18 protein-coding genes are annotated in these 17,180 nt (G+C 63.0%); 5 read left to right on the top strand and 13 right to left on the bottom strand.

Going from position 1 to position 17,180, the window contains the following annotated elements:
• Nucleotides 1-9 precede the first annotated feature (9 nt).
• A complete protein-coding gene (gene bioD, locus ACMGF9_RS12365; protein WP_004938529.1) occupies nt 10-678 on the top strand; it encodes a dethiobiotin synthase in 669 nt (222 codons plus the stop codon).
• Between the two features lie 5 nt (nt 679-683).
• Here bioD and ACMGF9_RS12360 read toward each other — a convergent pair whose 3' ends face one another.
• A complete protein-coding gene (locus tag ACMGF9_RS12360) occupies nt 684-1,178 on the bottom strand; it encodes a DUF2938 domain-containing protein (protein WP_015377778.1) in 495 nt (164 codons plus the stop codon).
• A gap of 70 nt (nt 1,179-1,248) precedes the next feature.
• On the opposite strand from ACMGF9_RS12360, the gene ACMGF9_RS12355 reads away from it, so the two are divergent.
• Complete coding sequence (locus ACMGF9_RS12355) at nt 1,249-1,641, top strand: helix-turn-helix domain-containing protein (RefSeq protein WP_015377779.1); 393 nt, start codon at nt 1,249-1,251, stop codon at nt 1,639-1,641.
• Here the strand turns inward: ACMGF9_RS12355 and clcB are convergent.
• From clcB to ACMGF9_RS12330, 5 genes are all read right to left on the bottom strand, one after another.
• On the bottom strand, nt 1,638-2,939 hold the full coding sequence (gene clcB, locus ACMGF9_RS12350) for a voltage-gated ClC-type chloride channel ClcB (RefSeq protein WP_033633138.1): 1,302 nt from the start codon (nt 2,937-2,939) through the stop codon (nt 1,638-1,640). The genes ACMGF9_RS12355 and clcB overlap by 4 nt on opposite strands.
• Nucleotides 2,940-3,064: 125 nt before the next feature.
• Nucleotides 3,065-4,204 (bottom strand): osmoprotectant ABC transporter ATP-binding protein OsmV, encoded by a 1,140-nt coding sequence (gene osmV / locus ACMGF9_RS12345; protein WP_015377781.1) that lies wholly within the window; start codon nt 4,202-4,204, stop codon nt 3,065-3,067.
• Nucleotides 4,201-4,851, bottom strand: coding sequence for an osmoprotectant ABC transporter permease OsmW (gene osmW / locus ACMGF9_RS12340; RefSeq protein WP_015377782.1), 651 nt, complete (start codon nt 4,849-4,851; stop codon nt 4,201-4,203). The genes osmV and osmW overlap by 4 nt, the downstream gene beginning before the upstream one ends.
• A gap of 8 nt (nt 4,852-4,859) precedes the next feature.
• Nucleotides 4,860-5,717, bottom strand: coding sequence for a glycine betaine ABC transporter substrate-binding protein (locus ACMGF9_RS12335; protein WP_226883020.1), 858 nt, complete (start codon nt 5,715-5,717; stop codon nt 4,860-4,862).
• Between the two features lie 64 nt (nt 5,718-5,781).
• Nucleotides 5,782-6,498 (bottom strand): ABC transporter permease, encoded by a 717-nt coding sequence (locus ACMGF9_RS12330; RefSeq protein WP_004938551.1) that lies wholly within the window; start codon nt 6,496-6,498, stop codon nt 5,782-5,784.
• A 509-nt stretch (nt 6,499-7,007) separates the two neighbouring features.
• Between ACMGF9_RS12330 and ACMGF9_RS12325 the strand changes: the two genes are divergently transcribed.
• On the top strand, nt 7,008-8,495 hold the full coding sequence (locus tag ACMGF9_RS12325; RefSeq protein WP_015377784.1) for an MDR family MFS transporter: 1,488 nt from the start codon (nt 7,008-7,010) through the stop codon (nt 8,493-8,495).
• Nucleotides 8,496-8,545: 50 nt separating this feature from the next.
• Here the strand turns inward: ACMGF9_RS12325 and ACMGF9_RS12320 are convergent, their stop codons facing one another.
• On the bottom strand, nt 8,546-8,845 hold the full coding sequence (locus tag ACMGF9_RS12320) for a DUF1161 domain-containing protein (RefSeq protein ID WP_004938557.1): 300 nt from the start codon (nt 8,843-8,845) through the stop codon (nt 8,546-8,548).
• Nucleotides 8,846-8,934: 89 nt separating this feature from the next.
• Nucleotides 8,935-9,303, bottom strand: a complete 369-nt coding sequence (locus ACMGF9_RS12315; protein WP_004938560.1) for a DUF1283 family protein — start codon at nt 9,301-9,303, stop codon at nt 8,935-8,937.
• Between the two features lie 148 nt (nt 9,304-9,451).
• Between ACMGF9_RS12315 and ACMGF9_RS12310 the strand changes: the two genes are divergently transcribed.
• On the top strand, nt 9,452-9,778 hold the full coding sequence (locus ACMGF9_RS12310) for a YnfA family protein (RefSeq protein WP_004938563.1): 327 nt from the start codon (nt 9,452-9,454) through the stop codon (nt 9,776-9,778).
• Between the two features lie 36 nt (nt 9,779-9,814).
• On the opposite strand, the gene ydfG is transcribed toward ACMGF9_RS12310, so the two are convergent.
• The 5 genes from ydfG to fecI all read right to left on the bottom strand — a co-directional run bounded on the left by ydfG (nt 9,815) and on the right by fecI (nt 15,355).
• Complete coding sequence (ydfG, locus tag ACMGF9_RS12305) at nt 9,815-10,564, bottom strand: bifunctional NADP-dependent 3-hydroxy acid dehydrogenase/3-hydroxypropionate dehydrogenase YdfG (protein WP_004938567.1); 750 nt, start codon at nt 10,562-10,564, stop codon at nt 9,815-9,817.
• A gap of 125 nt (nt 10,565-10,689) precedes the next feature.
• The gene (locus ACMGF9_RS12300) at nt 10,690-11,211 is read right to left on the bottom strand and encodes a GNAT family N-acetyltransferase (RefSeq protein WP_049240126.1); all 522 of its coding nucleotides are present in this window, start codon (nt 11,209-11,211) and stop codon (nt 10,690-10,692) included.
• 201 nt (nt 11,212-11,412) lie between these two features.
• Nucleotides 11,413-13,764 carry a TonB-dependent Fe(3+) dicitrate receptor FecA gene (gene fecA, locus ACMGF9_RS12295; RefSeq protein ID WP_414160264.1) on the bottom strand — a complete coding sequence of 784 codons (2,352 nt, stop codon included), beginning with the start codon at nt 13,762-13,764 and terminating at the stop codon, nt 11,413-11,415.
• Nucleotides 13,765-13,877: 113 nt separating this feature from the next.
• A complete protein-coding gene (gene fecR / locus ACMGF9_RS12290; protein ID WP_118892071.1) occupies nt 13,878-14,834 on the bottom strand; it encodes a ferric citrate uptake sigma factor regulator FecR in 957 nt (318 codons plus the stop codon).
• On the bottom strand, nt 14,831-15,355 hold the full coding sequence (gene fecI, locus ACMGF9_RS12285) for a ferric citrate uptake sigma factor FecI (protein ID WP_015377788.1): 525 nt from the start codon (nt 15,353-15,355) through the stop codon (nt 14,831-14,833). The genes fecR and fecI overlap by 4 nt, the downstream gene beginning before the upstream one ends.
• A gap of 426 nt (nt 15,356-15,781) precedes the next feature.
• Here fecI and guaD point away from each other — a divergent pair, with 426 nt between their 5' ends.
• Nucleotides 15,782-17,098, top strand: a complete 1,317-nt coding sequence (guaD, locus tag ACMGF9_RS12280; RefSeq protein WP_015377789.1) for a guanine deaminase — start codon at nt 15,782-15,784, stop codon at nt 17,096-17,098.
• Nucleotides 17,099-17,180: the final 82 nt, after the last annotated feature.

Raw genomic sequence — 17,180 nt, 5'->3', positions numbered from 1 at the left:
ATTTTATTCATGTTGAAGCGTTTATTTGTGACAGGCACGGATACCGACGTCGGTAAAACCGTGGTTTCCCGCGGGTTGATGCAGGCGCTGGCCGCCGAAGGCCGTTCGGTGGCCGGCTACAAGCCGATCGCCGCGCGCTGCCAGGAAACCAGCGAGGGCATCCGCAATAAAGACGCTTTGGTATTGCAGGCATCTTCAACCCTGCCGCTGTCCTACGAGGAGATCAATCCCATCACCTGCCTGGATGAGGTGTTTCATGCGCATGCGACCGAGGACATCAACTATGGCGTGATGAGCAGCGGTCTGCGGGATCTGTCGGCCAAAGCCGATACGGTGGTGGTGGAAGGCAGCGGCGGTTGGCGGGTGCTGATGAACGATCTGCGGCCTTACGCCGAGTGGGTGGTGCAGGAACAGCTGCCGGTGGTGCTGGTGGTGGGCATCAAGCTGGGCTGCGTCAGCCACGCGTTGCTGACCGCACAGTCGATTATCAACGACGGCCTGCCGTTGCTGGGCTGGGTCGCCAACCGCATCAACCCGGGGTTGGCGCACTATGCCGAAACCATCGCGGCGCTGCAGCAGCGCATTTCTGCGCCGCTGCTGGGTGAAATTCCGTACCTGCCGCGCGCGGAGCAGCGCGAACTGGCGCACTACCTCGACATCTCCACGCTGCTGCGCTAGCGCGCTCAGGCCAGGAAAGGGGCCAACAAACGGGCGGAGACAAACAGCCCCAGGCCGTACACCGTATGCACCAGCAGGCTGATGATGCGGCTACGCGTCGGATTGGGGGTGTTCGCCGCCGCCACGCCAAAGCCCAACGCCGGCTGCATCACGAAGAAGGGCGCCGCCAGGCTCAGCCAGCCGCTCAACAGCGCGACCAGCGGCGTCGGCGCGGCGTACCACGCGATGCCCGCCAAGCCGAGCGGGATAAAGGCGAAGGCGACGCCGATCGCGTAGTGCAGCAGCCATCCCATCGCTTTTTCTCCCCGCCGCACCGGCGCAGCCATGATCGGAGCGTGATAAAACCGGCCGTCGAACAGGCCGATAAACCAGCGGCCGACCAGCGCGTAGTTAAGGGGCGGGATGCCCAGCACGCGCTTTTGCACGATGGCCCACAGATCGGTGCACAGCGTGGCGCCCACCCCGGTCAGCAGAATCATCAGTAAAATTTCTGTCGTCATTTTCGTGTCCTTAAAGTCACTCATGGTGTAATGTGCGCACAGTGTGCAACTTAAAGTCGACTTCAAGTCAATGGAAAAAGAACTGGATATTGGCGAGGTGGCGCGTTTGAGCGGCATCGCGCCCTCGGCGCTGCGGCATTACGAGAAAAAGGGGCTGATCGCCTCGATAGGCCGCAACGGTTTACGTCGCCAATACGCCGCCGGCGTGCTGGATCAACTGAAGCTGATCGCCCTTGGGCGGCTGGCGGGATTTACGCTGGATGAGATCGCCTCGCTGTTTGACGATCGAGGGCGCATCGCCCTCGATCGCCGGCTGCTGGCGGCGCGGATTGAAGAACTGGATCGCACCCTGCGGCGTCTGGGGCAGGTGCGCGCCGGTTTGCAGCACATGGTCGATTGCCCTGAACCGGAGCACCTGCAGTGCCCGCAGTTCAGGAAGCTGCTGCAGCAGGGCGAGTTTTAAGCCTCGCGTTTGGGCGGCGGCGCGGTGTGGTAGACCGATACCGGCCGCAGGCCGCGCGACACGGTGGTGGCGATCACGCAGGCCAGCAGAATGCCGGGCAGCAGCGCGTATTCGCCGGTCATTTCAAACACCATCAGCGCCGCCATGATCGGCGCATGGGTGGTGGCGGCCAGCAGGGTAGCCATGCCGGTCAGCGCCAGCAGCAGCGGCACCGCCGCATCCATCCCCGGCCACAGGCCGAACAGCTGGCCGATCATCGAACCGAGCGCGGCGCCGACGAACAGCGTCGGGGTGAAGACCCCGCCGGGCGCGCCCGACCCGCTGCTGGCGAGGATCGCCAACAGCTTGCATACCAGGATCGCCCCCAGCAGCAACACCCCCGGCGGCGCGATCAGCAGCGCCTGCACCACGCTGTAGCCATTGCCCCATACCTGCGGGAACAACAGCGAAAGCAGCCCAACGATCAGGCCGCCCAGCGCCAGCTGCAGCGGCGGCTTCAGGCGAAGCGATCGGAACGCGCGGCCGGTGGCGGTCATCAACCATAAAAACAGCGGCCCGCCGGCGCCGGCCACCACGCCGACCAGCGCCATCAGCAGGTATTGCGTCGGCAAGGGGGCGGCGAGCGGCGTCACCAGGTAGAGCGGCGCCTGGCCGCCGTTGAGCAGGTTGGTCATCAGCAGGGCGCTGACCGCGGCGATCACCACCGGGCCGAGCGAGGCCAGCATCAGGGTGCCGAACAGGATCTCGGCGATAAACAGGCTGCCCGCCAGCGGCGCATGATAGGCGCTGGCCATCCCGGCGGCGGCGGCGCAGGCCACCCACAGTTTCCATTCTTTCTCGTGCGTAAAGCGCTGGGCAAACAGCGAGCCCACCAGCGCTGCCAGCAGGATCATCGCGCCTTCACGGCCGATGGCGCTGCCGCTCGACACCACCAGCAGCGACGCCAGACACTTCACCAGGCTGGCGCCGGTGTCCAGCTTGCCGTTGCCGGTCTCGATCGCTTCCATATAGTCGGTGGGCGCCGCCGGGCGCTGGTGGCGGTAGCGCTGGTGAACATACAGCAGCAGGCCCGCCGCCAGCCCGCCCAACGCAGGCGTCAGGGCGCGCCGCCAGCCGGGCAGCGCGGCGGCGGCGGCCACCAGACTGCCGTCGGCATTGCCGAGCAACAGCCACTCGAGGCCAATCATCGAACGGTGGAACAGCCACACCGCCAGGGCGGCGGCGACGCCGATGAACACGGCGATAAACAGGCTGCGCAGCAGGGCGCGATAGTGGTGCAGGTGGACCAATCTTTTCATGCGTGGGCGGCGTCGTGAGAAAAATCAAAGGGTCATCAGCGCATTGTGCTTGGCGCTCCGGCCGATGACCAGTGAATCTTTATCAAACTGCGGCATGGGCGGGGCGGTCGGCGCCCCGGCGGGGGTTATTGCGGCGTCAGCACCCGGCGCGTGCGGCCGGAGCTAAGGTAGTCAGCGATATAATCCTGCGAGATTTCGCCGCTGTAGCGGCCGTCTTCATCGACGATCGGCATCCAGGACGTATTGTGCTCATACAGCTTCGACAGCACCACGCGCAGGTTCTCTTCCGCGCGGGCGGTGACGCGAAAGTGGTGCAGGCTGTCGGCGCATACCCCCGGCGCACCGCGCGCCTCGCGGCGTTTGACGTAACCCAGCGGTTTGCCGTCGGCGTCCACTACCGTCACCGAACGGGCGTCGATATCGTCCATCAACCCGAATGCCTCTGTCAGCGGCGTTTCCCGGCGTACCGTCACCGTCTCTTGTTGGTCTGCCACGTCGCCGGCCTGCACCAGCAGCAGGCGCTTCAGCGTGCGATCCTGGCCGACAAAGGAGGCGACGAAGTCGTTCGCCGGGCGCGCCAGCAGCTCATCGGCGCTGGCGTTCTGCACGATCTTGCCCTGGCGGAACACCGCGATGCGATCGCCGAGCTTCAGCGCTTCGTCGATGTCGTGGCTGACCAGCATCACGGTCTTCTTCAGCTGACGCTGCATGTCGAGAAACTCGTTCTGGATGGTTTCGCGGTTGATCGGATCCACCGCGCCGAAGGGTTCATCCATCAGCAGCACCGGCGGATCGGCCGCCAGCGCGCGGATCACGCCGATGCGCTGCTGCTGCCCGCCGGACATCTCTTTCGGGTAGCGGTGCAAAAAGCGCTTGGGATCCAGCGCCACCATGCTCATCAGCTCCTCGGCGCGATCGTGGCAGCGTTTTTTGTCCCAGCCCAGCATGCGCGGCACCACGGTGATGTTCTCCTCGATGGTCATGTTGGGGAACAGGCCGATCTGCTGGATGACGTAGCCGATTTTGCGGCGCAGGCTGACGGTATCCAGCGCGCTGGTGTCTTCGCCGTTGATCAGAATGGTGCCGCCGGTGGGTTCGATCAGGCGGTTGATCATCTTCAGCGTGGTGGTTTTGCCGCAGCCGGATGGGCCGAGCAGCACGCAGATTTCGCCTTCCGGCACGTCCAGATTGATGTTGTCGACGGCGTTGAACGGCGTGCCGTTCTTTTGCATGAACTGTTTGGTCAGATTTTCCAATTTAATCATGAGCGGATCCCCTTGGGCGTGAGCGCAATTTGCAAGCGGTGCAATAACCAATCGAGGACGATCGCCAGCAGGCTGATCATCACGGCGCCGGTAATCAACTGGCGGATGTCGCTGCTGCTGATGCCGTTGAGCAGCAGCAGGCCGAGGCCGCCGGCGCCGATCACGGCGGCGATCGCCATCACGCCGATATTCATCACCACGGCGGTGCGGATGCCGCCGAAAATCACCGGCAGCGCTACCGGGATCTCCACCCAGCGCAGGCGTTGCCAGAAGGTCATGCCAATGCCGCGGCCGGCTTCGCGCAGCCCGCCGGGCAGGTTGTCGAGCGCGGTGTGGGTATTGCGCACGATCGGCAGCAGCGAGTAGAGGAACACCGCGGTGATCGCCGGCACGTAGCCGATGCCGTGGCCAATCAATGAAAACAGCGGGATCATCAGCCCGAACAGGGCGATGGAGGGCACGGTCAGCACCAGCGTGGCCAGGCTCAGCACCGGCGTCGCCAGCCATTTGTGGCGGACGATCAGCACGCCAAGCGGCACGCCGATCAGGATCGCCAGACCCACGGCGACGCCGACCAGCAGCAGGTGTTCCAGCGTCAACCCGGCGATATAGGCCCAGTTTTGCCAGGCGTAAAGTAAGGTATTCATCATGCCTCCTAAATCAGGCCGCGCTGCTTGAGGAACGCGTCGGCGACCTGTTGCGGCGTCTGGTAGTCGATATCCACTCTGGCGTTAAGCTCGGTGATCACCTGATTGGTGAACTGTTTCGACAGCGTGTTCAGCGCCGCTTCCAGCCCCGGCGTGTTTTGCAACACGTCGGCGCGCACCACCGGCGTGACTGCATAGCTCGGGAAATAGCCTTTGTCGTCTTCCAGCACCTGCAGATCGAAGCCTTTCACCCGGCCATCGGTGGTGTATACCAGCCCGGCGTCGACGAAGCCGTCGCGGATGGCGTTGTAGACCAGGCCGGGATCCATCTGGCGGATTTGCGGGCGATCCAGCGGCATGTCGTACAGCGCCTGCATCGGCTTCAGGCCGTCCGAGCGGCCGGCAAATTCCAGATCCAGCCCCAGCAGCCAGTTGTGTTTCGGGTCGGTTTTACGCACCTGTTCCACTTTGGCCACCAGCTGCGACATCGTGCGGATCTGCTCTTTTTCCGCGCGCCGGCGCTGCATGGCGAAGGCATAGGTGTTGTTCATGTCCGCCGGCTGCAGCCACACCAGGCCGAGTTTGGCGTCGAGCTTTTTCACCGTGTCGTAGGTTTCCTGCGGCGACATGCGCTTATTGATGTGGTTAAAGATGATCAGCGAGGTGCCGGTGTATTCCCAGGTCATGTCGATCTGCTTGTTGATCATCGCGTTGCGGGTGATCACCGTAGCCAGATTGGTCTTGGGTTCGACCTGAAAACCCTTGGCCCGCAGGTATTGCACGGTGATCGCCGACAGAATGCGCTGTTCGGTAAAGTTCTTGCTCGCCAGCGTCAGCGGGGCGGCCCAGGCGGCCGCGCCGGTCATCAGCAAGGAGAACAGCAGCGCGTGGCGGAGTCGTTGTAACCATCGAGTCATCGCGTTTCTCCCATCAGGATGCGGTGTGCGGGCTGAGCCGGCGGCCGAGACCGGCCAGCGCCAGATCGAGCAGCAGGGCGATCAGCGCGGTGGCGGCGGCGCCGAGGATCAGCGTCGGGAAGTCGTTCAGGTAGATGCCGGGGAAGATCAGCTCGCCATAGCTGCTGGCGCCGATCAAAAACGCCAGCGGCGCGGTGCCGACGTTAATCGCCATCGCGATGCGCACCCCGGCGAAGATCACCGGCAGGGCATTGGGCAGTTCGACCTGGCGCAGCCGCTGCCCGGCGGTCATGCCAATACCGTTGGCGGCCTCGACCAGCGCCGGCGGCACCGAACGCAGGCCGGCATAGGTATTGCGCACGATAGGCAGCAGCGAGGCGAGGAACAACGCCACCACCGCTGGCCGGTCGCCGATGCCGATGATCACCATCGCCAATGCCAACACCGCCAGCGGCGGCAGGGTGTTGCCGACGTTAAAGATCTGCATCACGTGCTCCGCCCAGCGGCGGGCGAAAGGGCGGCTCAGCAGGATACCGCTGGGAATGCCGACCAGCAGCGACAGCAGCATCGAACACACCACCAGGAACATGTGCTGCTGACCGAGGTAAATCAAATCTTCCCGGCGCGACTTGAGGGTTTCCCAACCGATGCCGTAAACCAGCAGCGCGATGACGGCGATAAACAGCAGGCTCCCGAGGAGCAGGCGCCGGTATGGCGCTGACTTGTGCATGATGTTGCGTCCTCCGTTGCGCGGAGCGGCCGACGAGACGGCGCATTCCGCTCTGATTGTTACCCACGGCCCGGCGGGCGTGGCGGTACAAAACGGGCGTTTCGCATGAGGTTAGCGACATTGAGCGAAGGGTGCGTTCGGCACAGCGTGCTGAACGTAGGCTCAATACGTGAGTTAATCAGCATAAGTTACTGATATTTAAACCCGAGAAAGCACGAAGCCCAAAGGCGCCGGCTAGGGAAGGTATAGCACCCTGTCGTTGACCGTGCCAAGTTTTATGAACAAAATCAGCTGATTGAGTTTGCCCGTATTGGCGCCGCAGCCCGCGTCAGCGCTGGGATGCGGGTAAAGTGAAAAAAATCCACGGCAAAACGTTACGCCGTAACAGTTAGTCCAAATGGTGCGATTCGCCGCCGGCAAAGGCAGGATGTGAGGGCGGATAGACTTGGCGCTGGCGCTTGCTGATATACTCAGGGAAAATAAAAACGCTAGGAAACCTGCATAACGCCATGACAAATAACGTTTCACCCGCACCCATTGCCCACCGCCCGCTGATCCTGATCGCCTGCATGCTGGCGATGTTCATGTCGGCGATCGAAGCCACCATCGTCGCCACCGCCATGCCGACCATCATCGGCGATCTCGGCGGTTTCTCGCTGCTGGGCTGGGTGTTCGCGGTCTATTTGCTGGCGCAGGCGATCACCATTCCCATCTACGGCCGGCTGGCGGATCTCTACGGCCGCAAGCGGGTGTTTTTCTTCGGCGCGACGCTGTTCCTGCTGGGATCGGTGCTGTGCGGCTTCGCCCCCGACATGTATTGGCTGATCGGCTTCCGCTTATTGCAGGGATTGGGCGCCGGCGCCATCATGCCGATCGCGTCCACCATCATCGGCGACATCTACAGCGCCACCGAGCGGCCGAAGGTGATGGGTTACCTGTCGAGCGTGTGGGGCGTATCGGCGATCATCGGCCCGCTGCTGGGCGCGTTTATCGTGCAACACCTGCCGTGGGCGCTGGTGTTCTGGGTCAACCTGCCGATCGGCCTGTTGGCGATGCTCTTCCTCTGGCGCTATCTGCCGGCGCATCAGCAACTGCGGCGGCACGCGCTGGATCTGGCGGGCACCGCCTGGTTGACGCTGTTCGTTTCGGCGCTGCTGCTGGCGCTGTTGCAGATGGAAAGTCTCGGATGGTGGGTGGCGCCGTTGCTGGCGCTGGCGGCGGCGTCGCTGGCGCTGCTGATCCGCCAGGAGCGGCGCGCGGTTGAGCCGCTGTTCCCGCTGGCGCTGTGGCAAAGCCGGGTGATCGTCGCCGGTAACATCGGCGGGCTGGTGATCGGCGCGGCGATGATGGGTATCAGCGCCTTTCTGCCCACCTTCATTCAGGGCGTGATGGGGGGCTCACCGCTGGAGGCGGGCACCACGCTGGCGCTGATGTCGATTGGTTGGCCGCTGGCCAGCACGCTGAGCGGCCGTTTGATGCTGATGACTTCGTATCGCGCCACGGCGCTGTTGGGCGCGCTGCTGCTGGTGGCGGGCGGCCTGATCCTGCTGATGTTGCAGCCGGACGGCGGTCTGCTGTGGGGCCGGGTGGCGGCGTTTATGGTCGGCGCCGGCATGGGATTGTGCAACACGACGTTTTTAGTGTCGGTGCAGAACGCGGCGCATTACAGCATTCGCGGCATCGCCACCGCCTGTACGGTGTTTACCCGTATGGTGGGCTCGGCCATCGGCACCGCGATTTTGGGCGCCACGCTGAACCTCAACCTGCAGTGGCGTTTGCCGGAGATTGACGATCCGGTGCAGCGGCTGATGGAGCCGGCGGTGCGGCACAGCATGGGGAGCGAAGCGCTGGCGCAGCTTATCCAGCAGGTGGCGGCTTCGCTGCATTGGGTGTTCCTGGTATCGGCGTTGGTGTCGTTGCTGGCGCTGGCGGCGGCGATGCTGATCCCGGCGCGTTGTCGGCCGCAAGGCGAAGAGGAAGAGGCGGAGCAGGCGTAAAGGAAAAGGAAAGGGCGCGGCTGTTGCGCGCCCTGGGTAGCCGATGCGGCTTACTGCGCGTTGGAGGTGTCCTGGCTGGTGCCGGTCTGCGCCGCGTCACCACTATCGTCGCCGTTGTTCAGGCGGGTATAAACGATCTTCTGGGTGTCGTTTTCGCAGTGGCCGACCACCTGGCCGCCCGCTTGATCGGCCTGATCGTTAGGCACGATCTCCAGTTTGAAGCCGGACTCCGGAACGCCGTTATTGACGATTTTTTGCGAAATGTCCGCTTTCACGCTTTCACAGGAGGCCAGAGCCGCCAATGGGGCGCCGGCCAGCAAAACAGCGGTTAATATCAGCGTTTTCTTCATCACGTCATCCTTTTAGACAATGAACTTCCTGTAACAGGATAGCAGCAACGGCGGCCGGGTTTCACGCTTGCCCGCCCGCCGCAGGCGGATTAAGGATTAATCCGACGCCCGGTCTGGCGATCCAGACATTTACGGGTGTCCGGTTCCCAGTACGCGTTGACGTTGTTGCTGTCGTTGCAGCGGTCTTCGTCATCCGCCGCGCGATCGGCCTTGTCGAACTCTTTCTCGACGCGAGTGTTGACCTTGTGGCGCAGGGATTTGGTATCATTCCACTGCTCTTTGCTTTGGCGCGCTTCTTCGGTGCTCATCGCGCCGCTGCCTTTGCCATCGACGGTGACGCAGGTGCTGCCCTGCGTGCAGGTAGCGGCCAGCGCCGGCGCCTGCCAGGCGCCCATAACGGCCAGCATGGCGACCGGCAGCATCCCGCGCAGCAGTCGTTGGGTCGAAAATGTTTTCATCGTTTCATCCTTATGAGTGAGTGCGCCTGATGATGGCGACACTGGCGTTACCTCGCCCGCAGGCGTGGTGATAAATATACCACCGCGCTCCTGGAATTCACCAGCCAAGCGCCGATTCGTTTACTTTACCGAGAGAAAACTGCGACCGATGTTAAAAACCACGCTGTTGTTTTTCGCCACCGCCCTGGCTGAAATTATCGGCTGTTTCCTGCCTTACCTGTGGCTGAAGAAGCAGGGCAGCGCCTGGCTGCTGCTGCCGGCGGCATTAAGCCTGATGCTGTTTGTCTGGCTGTTGACGCTGCATCCGGCGGCCAGCGGGCGGGTCTATGCGGCCTACGGCGGTGTGTATGTGGCGACGGCGCTGCTGTGGCTGCGGGTGGTTGATGGGGTGAAGCTGTCTGCGCTGGATTGGGTCGGCGCCGGCGTGGCGCTGGCGGGCATGCTGATTATCGTTTCCGGCTGGCGCGCGGCCTGAGGAAACGCGGCGGGAGTTGCCTCCCGCCGTCGCGGCTCAGGCGCCGCGGTGGATGTTCAGCCCGGCGAAGGACTGGCTGACCGGCATCATTTCCAGCGTGTTGATGTTGACGCGCGCCGGCAACGTCGCGACCCAGAACACCGACTCGGCGATGTCTTCCGGCGTCAGCGCATCGGCGCCTTCGTAGGTTTTGTTGACCTTGCCGTCATCGCCCTTGAAGCGCACGTTGGAGAACTCGGTGCCGCCCACCAGGCCCGGCTCGATATCGGTCACGCGGATGCGCGTGCCGTGCAGATCGGCGCGCAGACCCAGGCTGAACTGTTTGACGAACGCCTTGGTGGCGCCGTACACGTTGCCGCCGGCGTAAGGCCAGTTGGCGGCGGTGGAGCCGATGTTGATCACATGGCCGACGTTGCGCTCGACCATGGCGGGCAGCAGTGCGCGGGTCATGTTCACCAGCCCTTTGGCGTTGGTGTCGATCATGGTTTCCCAGTCATCGGCGTTGGCCTTGTGCGCCGGCTCCAGCCCCAGCGCCAGCCCGGCGTTGTTCACCAGCACGTCGATCTGGCGCAGCTCGGCCGGCAGTGCTTCGATCGCCTGTTGAATGGCGGCGCGGTTGCGCACGTCGAGCCGCACGATGTGCAGCGCTTGGCCGAGTTCTTCCTGCAGCTCTTCAAGACGCTCAAGGCGGCGCCCGGCGGCAATCACCCGATGGCCTTCACGGATAAAACGGCGCGCAATGGCCTCGCCGAAACCGGAGGTGGCGCCGGTAACAAAAATAATCATGTTGCTGTTCCTCAACTGTTTTTACCCTACATGCCTCTATCATTAGCACAAACCCGCAGGCAGTGGCAGGGGTTATCACGGCGGAAAGCAAAAAAGATGACACCGGGCCGGCGGCCCGATGCTGACTAGCGCTGAGGCGGCAGGTGATACACCACTGCGTCATACTTGATGCGCTCGCAACGGCCGGCCAGCACACCGCCCAGCGACTCGACGAGGCGGCGGCTGGCGGTATTCTGCTCGGCCACCGGGTAGAGAAAGTGCGGCGGCTGAAAGCGCTCGCTGGCCCAGCGCGCGATGCCCTGTACGATTTCACGGCCGTAGCCCTGGCCATGCAGGCTCTCTTTCACCCAGATGCCCAGCTCCGGGGTGTGGCTGCGTAGGTTGTGCGCGCCGCCGACGCCGACGAACTGCCGGTCTTCGCGCCGACGGGCGACGAAGATCACTTCTTCGCCTTCGCGCATCAGCGGCAGCCAGCTTTGCCAGACGTTGGCGAAGTCTTCCGGCGATGCCTCCGGCTCAAAGGTCATAAAGCGCGTCAGAGTGGGGGTGATCGCCTGGTAAACATCGTCGGCGTCTGCTGCGGTAAAGGGGGCAATCAACAAACGGTCGGTGTCAACGCGGCACTGAGAAAGGTCATTATGATTCATCTTATTCCCTCGCTTTTCAGGCCAGAATGGCAAAAAAAATCCGCGCCCATAAGTCGGGGCGGATCGTCGATACTACGCGCATTGGCGTCAGAAGCGACTTATTTTTCGCCGCTGCGGCGGCGCGGAGGAACGGCTTTATGTGACGGCGTCACGTTGATGAGAAAGACGGCGAGCACGGTTAACCGCGCCCGCCGCTGCGGATCAGAACTTCACCGAACCTTGCAGATAAATCGTGCGCGGCTGGCCGATGTACAGACCCTTGTTGTTGTCGTCATAGGCGCGGGTGAAATACTCGTGGTTGAACAGGTTTTTCACGCCGACGCCCAGATTCAGGCCGGCCATTTCCGGGCCGAAATCATAGGCGGCGCGCACACCCCACAGCATGTAGCCAGGGATGCGGCCGGTGCTGCCGTCGGCGCTTTCCGCCACGGTGTTGGCGTTGTCGGCGAACTGGCTGGACTGGAACTCGCCGTTAAGGTTAAACGCCCAGTTGCCCGGCGTGTAGTCCAGCCCCAGCGTGCCTTTATGCTTCGGCGAGAACGGCACCTGGTTGCCCTTGTAGCCGCCGTCTTCGCGGATGGTGGCGTTGACGTAGGCGTAGCTGGCGTAGGCGGTCAGGTCGTCCAGTTTCGGTGTCAGCTGCGACAGATCGTAACGCAGGCTGCCTTCCAGCCCGGCGTGGCGGGTTTTGCCGCGCGCGGTCACGCTGTCGGTCACCTGGTTGGAGTCGTACTGGTTGTTGAAGTTGATCAGGAACAGCCCGATCTCGCCGGTCAGCGCATCGCCGGCGTAGCGGGTGCCCAGCTCCCAGGTGCGCGCCTTCTCCGGTTCAATTTTGCCGCTGTCGACCGCTTTGCCCATCTGGCTGTACTGCACGGTGCCGAAGGAGCCTTCGGTGTTGGCGTACAGGTTCCAGTATTCGTTCAGGTGATACATCACGTTCAACGCCGGCAGCGGCGCGTTATAGCTGACGTCGAGGCGGTTATTCTTGATGTAGTTGTTCTGGTACGACTTGATGTATTCGTAACGCATGCCCGGCGTGAGGGTCCAGTCGCCGATGTCGATGCGATCGTCGAGATAGAAGGCGTGCGCCTCGGTGCCGGACTGGGTGTCGCGATCGTACGGGCTGGCGGTGGACGGCAGCCTGCCGGTGCTGGCTTTGCTGGTGTAGCGCAGTTCGTGGGTGGATTCGCTGACGTAGCGGTAGCCGACGCCGACCTCATGCGCCGAGTCGCCCCAGCGGAAGCTCTGGCTGTAGCGCGGTTCCACGCCGCGCACCCAGTATTCGCGCGGCGACAGCGTCAGGTTTTTACCCTGATCCAGATAGCCGCTGCGCAGGGTGTAGGTGTAGAAACTCTGCACGTCGAACTTGTGCTGCCGATCCGGCTGATACTGGTAGCCGAAGTTCGCCAACTGGCGGCGGCCCCAGAACTTGTCGTACGGGCGCGTCGACTGGAACGGGTTGGCGTTGTAGTCCGCCCGGCTCAGGCCGCCCGGCATTTCAGCTTCGCCTTCGTAGTATTGCAGCAGGCTGTTGAAGGTGTGCACCTCGTTCGGCGCGTAACGGCTTTTTAGCATCACGTCGTCGATTTTGGTCGCGCTGTGCTCGCGCCAGTCGCTGCCGCGGGTGCCGGAGTAGAGCAGCGCCGCGCCGAAGCCGTTATCGGCGGTGCCGCCGATCATCAGGTTGCCGGTGCCTTTCGGGTGATCCTGGCGCGAGGTCGGGCTGAGCTGCCCCTGCATGCCAGCCGTCATGCCGAAGGTTTTCGGGATGGCACGGGTGACGAAGTTGACCACGCCGCCGACGCTCTGCGGCCCATAGCGCACGGCGCCGCCGCCGCGCACCACGTCAATCGCGTCCATATTGCCGAGCGAGACCGGCGCCAGCGACAGCTGCGGCTGGCCGTAAGGGGCGAAGGGCACCGGGATGCCGTCCATCAGCACGGTGGAGCGGCTGGCGAGGCGCGGGTTGAGGCCGCGTATGCCGAAGTTCAGCGCCATATCATGGCTGCCGGTGCCATTGTTCTCCGGCGCCACCACGCCCGGCACGCGGTTCAACGCTTCGCGCACGGTGGTGGTGCCGGTTTTGGCGAAGTCTTCGCGGCGCACCACGTCGCGCGCGCCGGGGTGTTCGAACACGTCGATCTGGCGGCCTTCCGCCAGCCAGTCACCGACTACCGTGATGTCCTCTTCCTTGTGCGGCTGCGGCAGTGTGGCCAGCGTGTAACCGTTGTTGCCGAGCGCTTTAGCCTGCAGGCCGCTGCCCGCCAGCAGGGCGTTCAGGCCGTCGTCGACACCGTAGCTGCCGTTCAGGCCCGGCGAACGTTTACCTGCGGTTAACGCGCCGTCTACCGAGAGTGCGATGCCGGCGCGAGCGGCGAAAGCGTTCAGCGCGCCGTCCAGCTCACCGGCTGGAATGTGATAGGTTGCCGCGGCGCTGGCGGCGCTCGCCATCAGCGGTGCGGCGAATGCCAGGCCAATAGCCACGGCCAGCGGTTTGGCCCGTTTTCCCCAAAGCGAAGCCGGAGCGACCTTTCCCCAAGCGTTGTTCATACCTTCTCCTGAATCATTTTTATTTATTGCTGCAGTGTTTTCCTGGGAGTCGGATGAGCAAGGCAAAAGGGACAATCAAAAATGCGATTTTTTATCATTTTCATTTAAAAGATTCAGGCGGGGACGATTTGCAGCCAATAGCGGGTAAAGCTCTGCAGACGTATCGGCAGGGTCTGGCTGAGCAGGGCGAGGGCGCGATCGGTATCGTTGAGCGGGAAACTGCCGCTGACGCGCAGGCCGGCGACGGCCGGATCGCAGCTCAGGTGGCCGCGCCGGTAGCGCGCCAGTTCGGCGATCACCCGGTCCAGCCGCCACTGGCTGACGCTCAGCACGCCGCGCAGCCAGCCGTCCTCCGCCGCAGCCGATTGCTTGTCGCCGAAGGCCGTGGCGCTGAAGCTAATCTGTTCGCCGGCGTTCACCCGGCGCGTTTGCCGCGCGTCCTGCGCCAGCTGCGCTTCAACCGCATGCTCCAGCACCGTCAGGCGCGTCTCGCCAGCGCTCTCACGCACCAAAAAGCGGGTGCCGAGCGCGCGCATCGCCCCCTGCGGGCTTTGCACCCACAGCGGCCGGGGGTCGCGTCCGGTAATCAGGCTGATTTCCCCGGCGTGCAGGCGGATCAGCCGTTGACGATCGTCGTAATGTACGTCCACCGCGCTGGCGGTGTTCAGCACCAGCTGGGTGCCGTCGCTTAACACAATGGGTTTGATCTCGCCGGTGGCGGTGCGGTAGTCGGCGCGTAGCTCCCGGCCGAACGGCGACTGGTAAAGGAAGCCGCCGCCGCCCACGCCGAGCAACAGCAGCAGGCTTTTCAGCAGGGTGCGGCGATCGATCGCCGCCTGGCGGCCGGCGCGGTCGAGCGCACGGTAGCTGAACTTGCCCGGCACGCCCTGCAGCTGGCTCTGCAGCGCTTCGACGCGCTGCCAGGCCCAGCGGTGATCGTCATGCTGCTGATGCCAGGCTTGCCACTGTTGGCGCTGGCGCTCGGTGACGTGCTCGCCGCACAGCAGCGCATACCAGTGTGCGGCCATTTTCAGCGCCTGGCGCTGCTCGGGGGTGATGGCGTTGCTCATGAATAAACGTCGTTTTCCAGGCTGAACAGCAGGCAATGCTCGGTGGCTTTGGCCATGTATTTTTTAACCGAGCTGACCGACACGCCGAGGCGCGCGGCGATGTCCGCATAGCCCAGGCCTTCGAGCTGCGACAACAGAAAGGCCTGCTTCACCTTGGGCCCGAGGCCGTCGAGCATGGCGTCGATCTGCTGCAGGCTGTCCAGCAGGCTCTGGCGCTGCTCCGGCGACGGGGCATAGCCTTCCGGGATCAGCGCCAGCATCTCCAGATAGGCGCGCTCCAGCGTTCTGCGGCGGAACAGATCGACCATCACCCGTTTGGCGACGGTGACCAAAAAGTCTTTCGGTTCGCGCAGGGTTGCCGCGGCGTCGCTTCTCAGCAGGCGCATAAAGGTGTCCTGCGCCACATCGTCCGCATCGAACGCGCAGCCCAGCCGCCGACGCAACCATCCCTGCAACCAGGCGTGGTGGGTGGCGTAAAGGCGCGACAGCGCGGCGTGCGGGGCAGAGGCGGTGGCGGACATGGTTTTCGCATTGCTGGTCAAAAAGATGCGCGGATGATAATTGAGAATGGTTATCGTTTCAAGTTTGACCGTTGTCCTTAGGCCGAGATTCAACCCCCAGGCGTGGTGTTGAAATAAGCCGTGCGCCGTGAAGATATTCGCTTGCTCATTCAAGGTGCAGCGACGCGATGTTATTTTGGCAGGCAAACGGTTGCTATTTATCCGCCGTCGAAGACTGAGCGTGGGTCTTATTCTCTTTCGCCGGCCTATGCTTTCAGGTTAATTACCAATCAATTGTTTTTATTTAAAAATATATTTTATCGCCGCCTGTTGGCATGCGGCTTGCTATGCTTAAGCCGGTCTTTACGTTTGGGCAAAAAAGCCTTGTTTCATCGGCGCAGGTTATTTCGCGGGTGAGCTTGGCCGGTCGTCACAAGGAAGAAAATAATGGCACTGCAATTCACCACGGCTATTCGGGGCAATTTTTTTGATATCGCAGCCTGTGTGGAGGCGCCGCAACAGCTCGAGGAACGCCTGCGGCATGTTCCCGACGGTTTGCTGCTGCTGAACGACGGCGTCATCGTCTGGTTCGGCAGCTGGCAGCAGGGCGAGGCGCTGCTGCCGCCGGGCTTCACGGTCACGGAATATCACGACAAGCTGATCGTGCCGGGATTTATCGATACCCACATCCACTACCCGCAAACCGAAATGATTGGCGCCTATGGCGACCAACTGCTGGACTGGTTAAACAATTACACCTTCCCGACCGAAAGCCGTTATGACTGTGAGCAGCACGCCGATGCGATGTCGGCCTTCTTTTTGCAGCAGTTGCTGAGTAACGGCACCACCACCGCGCTGGTGTTCGGCACCGTGCATCCACAGTCGGTCGATGCGCTGTTCAGCCAGGCGGCAGCGCTGAACATGCGCCTGATCGCCGGCAAGGTGATGATGGATCGCCATGCGCCGGAGGCGCTGCTGGAAACGCCGGCGCAGAGTTACCGCCAGACGCGTGAGCTGATTGAACGCTGGCACGGCAAAGGCCGCCTCGGTTACGCCATTACGCCGCGCTTTGCGCCCACCAGTACGCCGGCGCTGCTGGCGCAGGTGCAGCGGCTGCGCGAAGAGTATCCCGACGTTTGGCTGCAGACGCACCTGAGCGAGAACCCGCAGGAAGTGGCCTGGGTAAAAGCGCTGTTTCCGCAGCACCGCAGCTATCTGGATGTTTACCACCGTTATGGCATGACCGGCGATAAAAGCGTGTTCGCTCACTGCCTGCACCTGGAGGAGCAGGAGTGGGACTGCCTGTGCGATACCCGCTCGGCGATCGCCTTTTGCCCCACCTCCAACCTGTTTCTCGGCAGCGGGCTGTTTGACCTGCAGCAGGCCTGGCGCAAGCGGGTGAAGCTCGGCATCGGCACCGACGTGGGGGCCGGCACCACCTTCAATATGCTGCGCACGTTAGGCGAGGCGTACAAGGTCGGCCAGCTGCAGCATTACCGGCTCTCCGCCGTAGAAGCGTTCTATCATGCCACCCTGGGCGGCGCCCGCGCGCTGGCGCTGGACGACAAAATCGGCAACTTCAACGTCGGTAAAGAGGCGGATTTCGTGGTGCTCGATCCGGCGGTCACGCCGCTGCAGCAGTTGCGTCATGCCAACAGCGCCACGCTGATGGAGCAAGGGTTTGTGCTGATGACCCTGGGGGACGATCGCAACATTTATCGCACCTATGTGGACGGTAAGGTGGTTTATCAGGCGGCGCGCTGACACAGCCGCATTCATTCCTGGTATTGAAGCGTCCAACGTCGCTGTCTTTCTCTGGTTATTGTGCGGGAAAAGGCGGGAGAGA

The sequence above is a fragment of the Serratia sp. BNK-23 genome (genome assembly GCF_047456145.1).
Taxonomy (GTDB): domain Bacteria; phylum Pseudomonadota; class Gammaproteobacteria; order Enterobacterales; family Enterobacteriaceae; genus Serratia; species Serratia nematodiphila.
The sequence above is the reverse complement of the archived record's forward strand: the minus strand, read 5'-3'. Positions and strand labels throughout refer to the sequence as shown.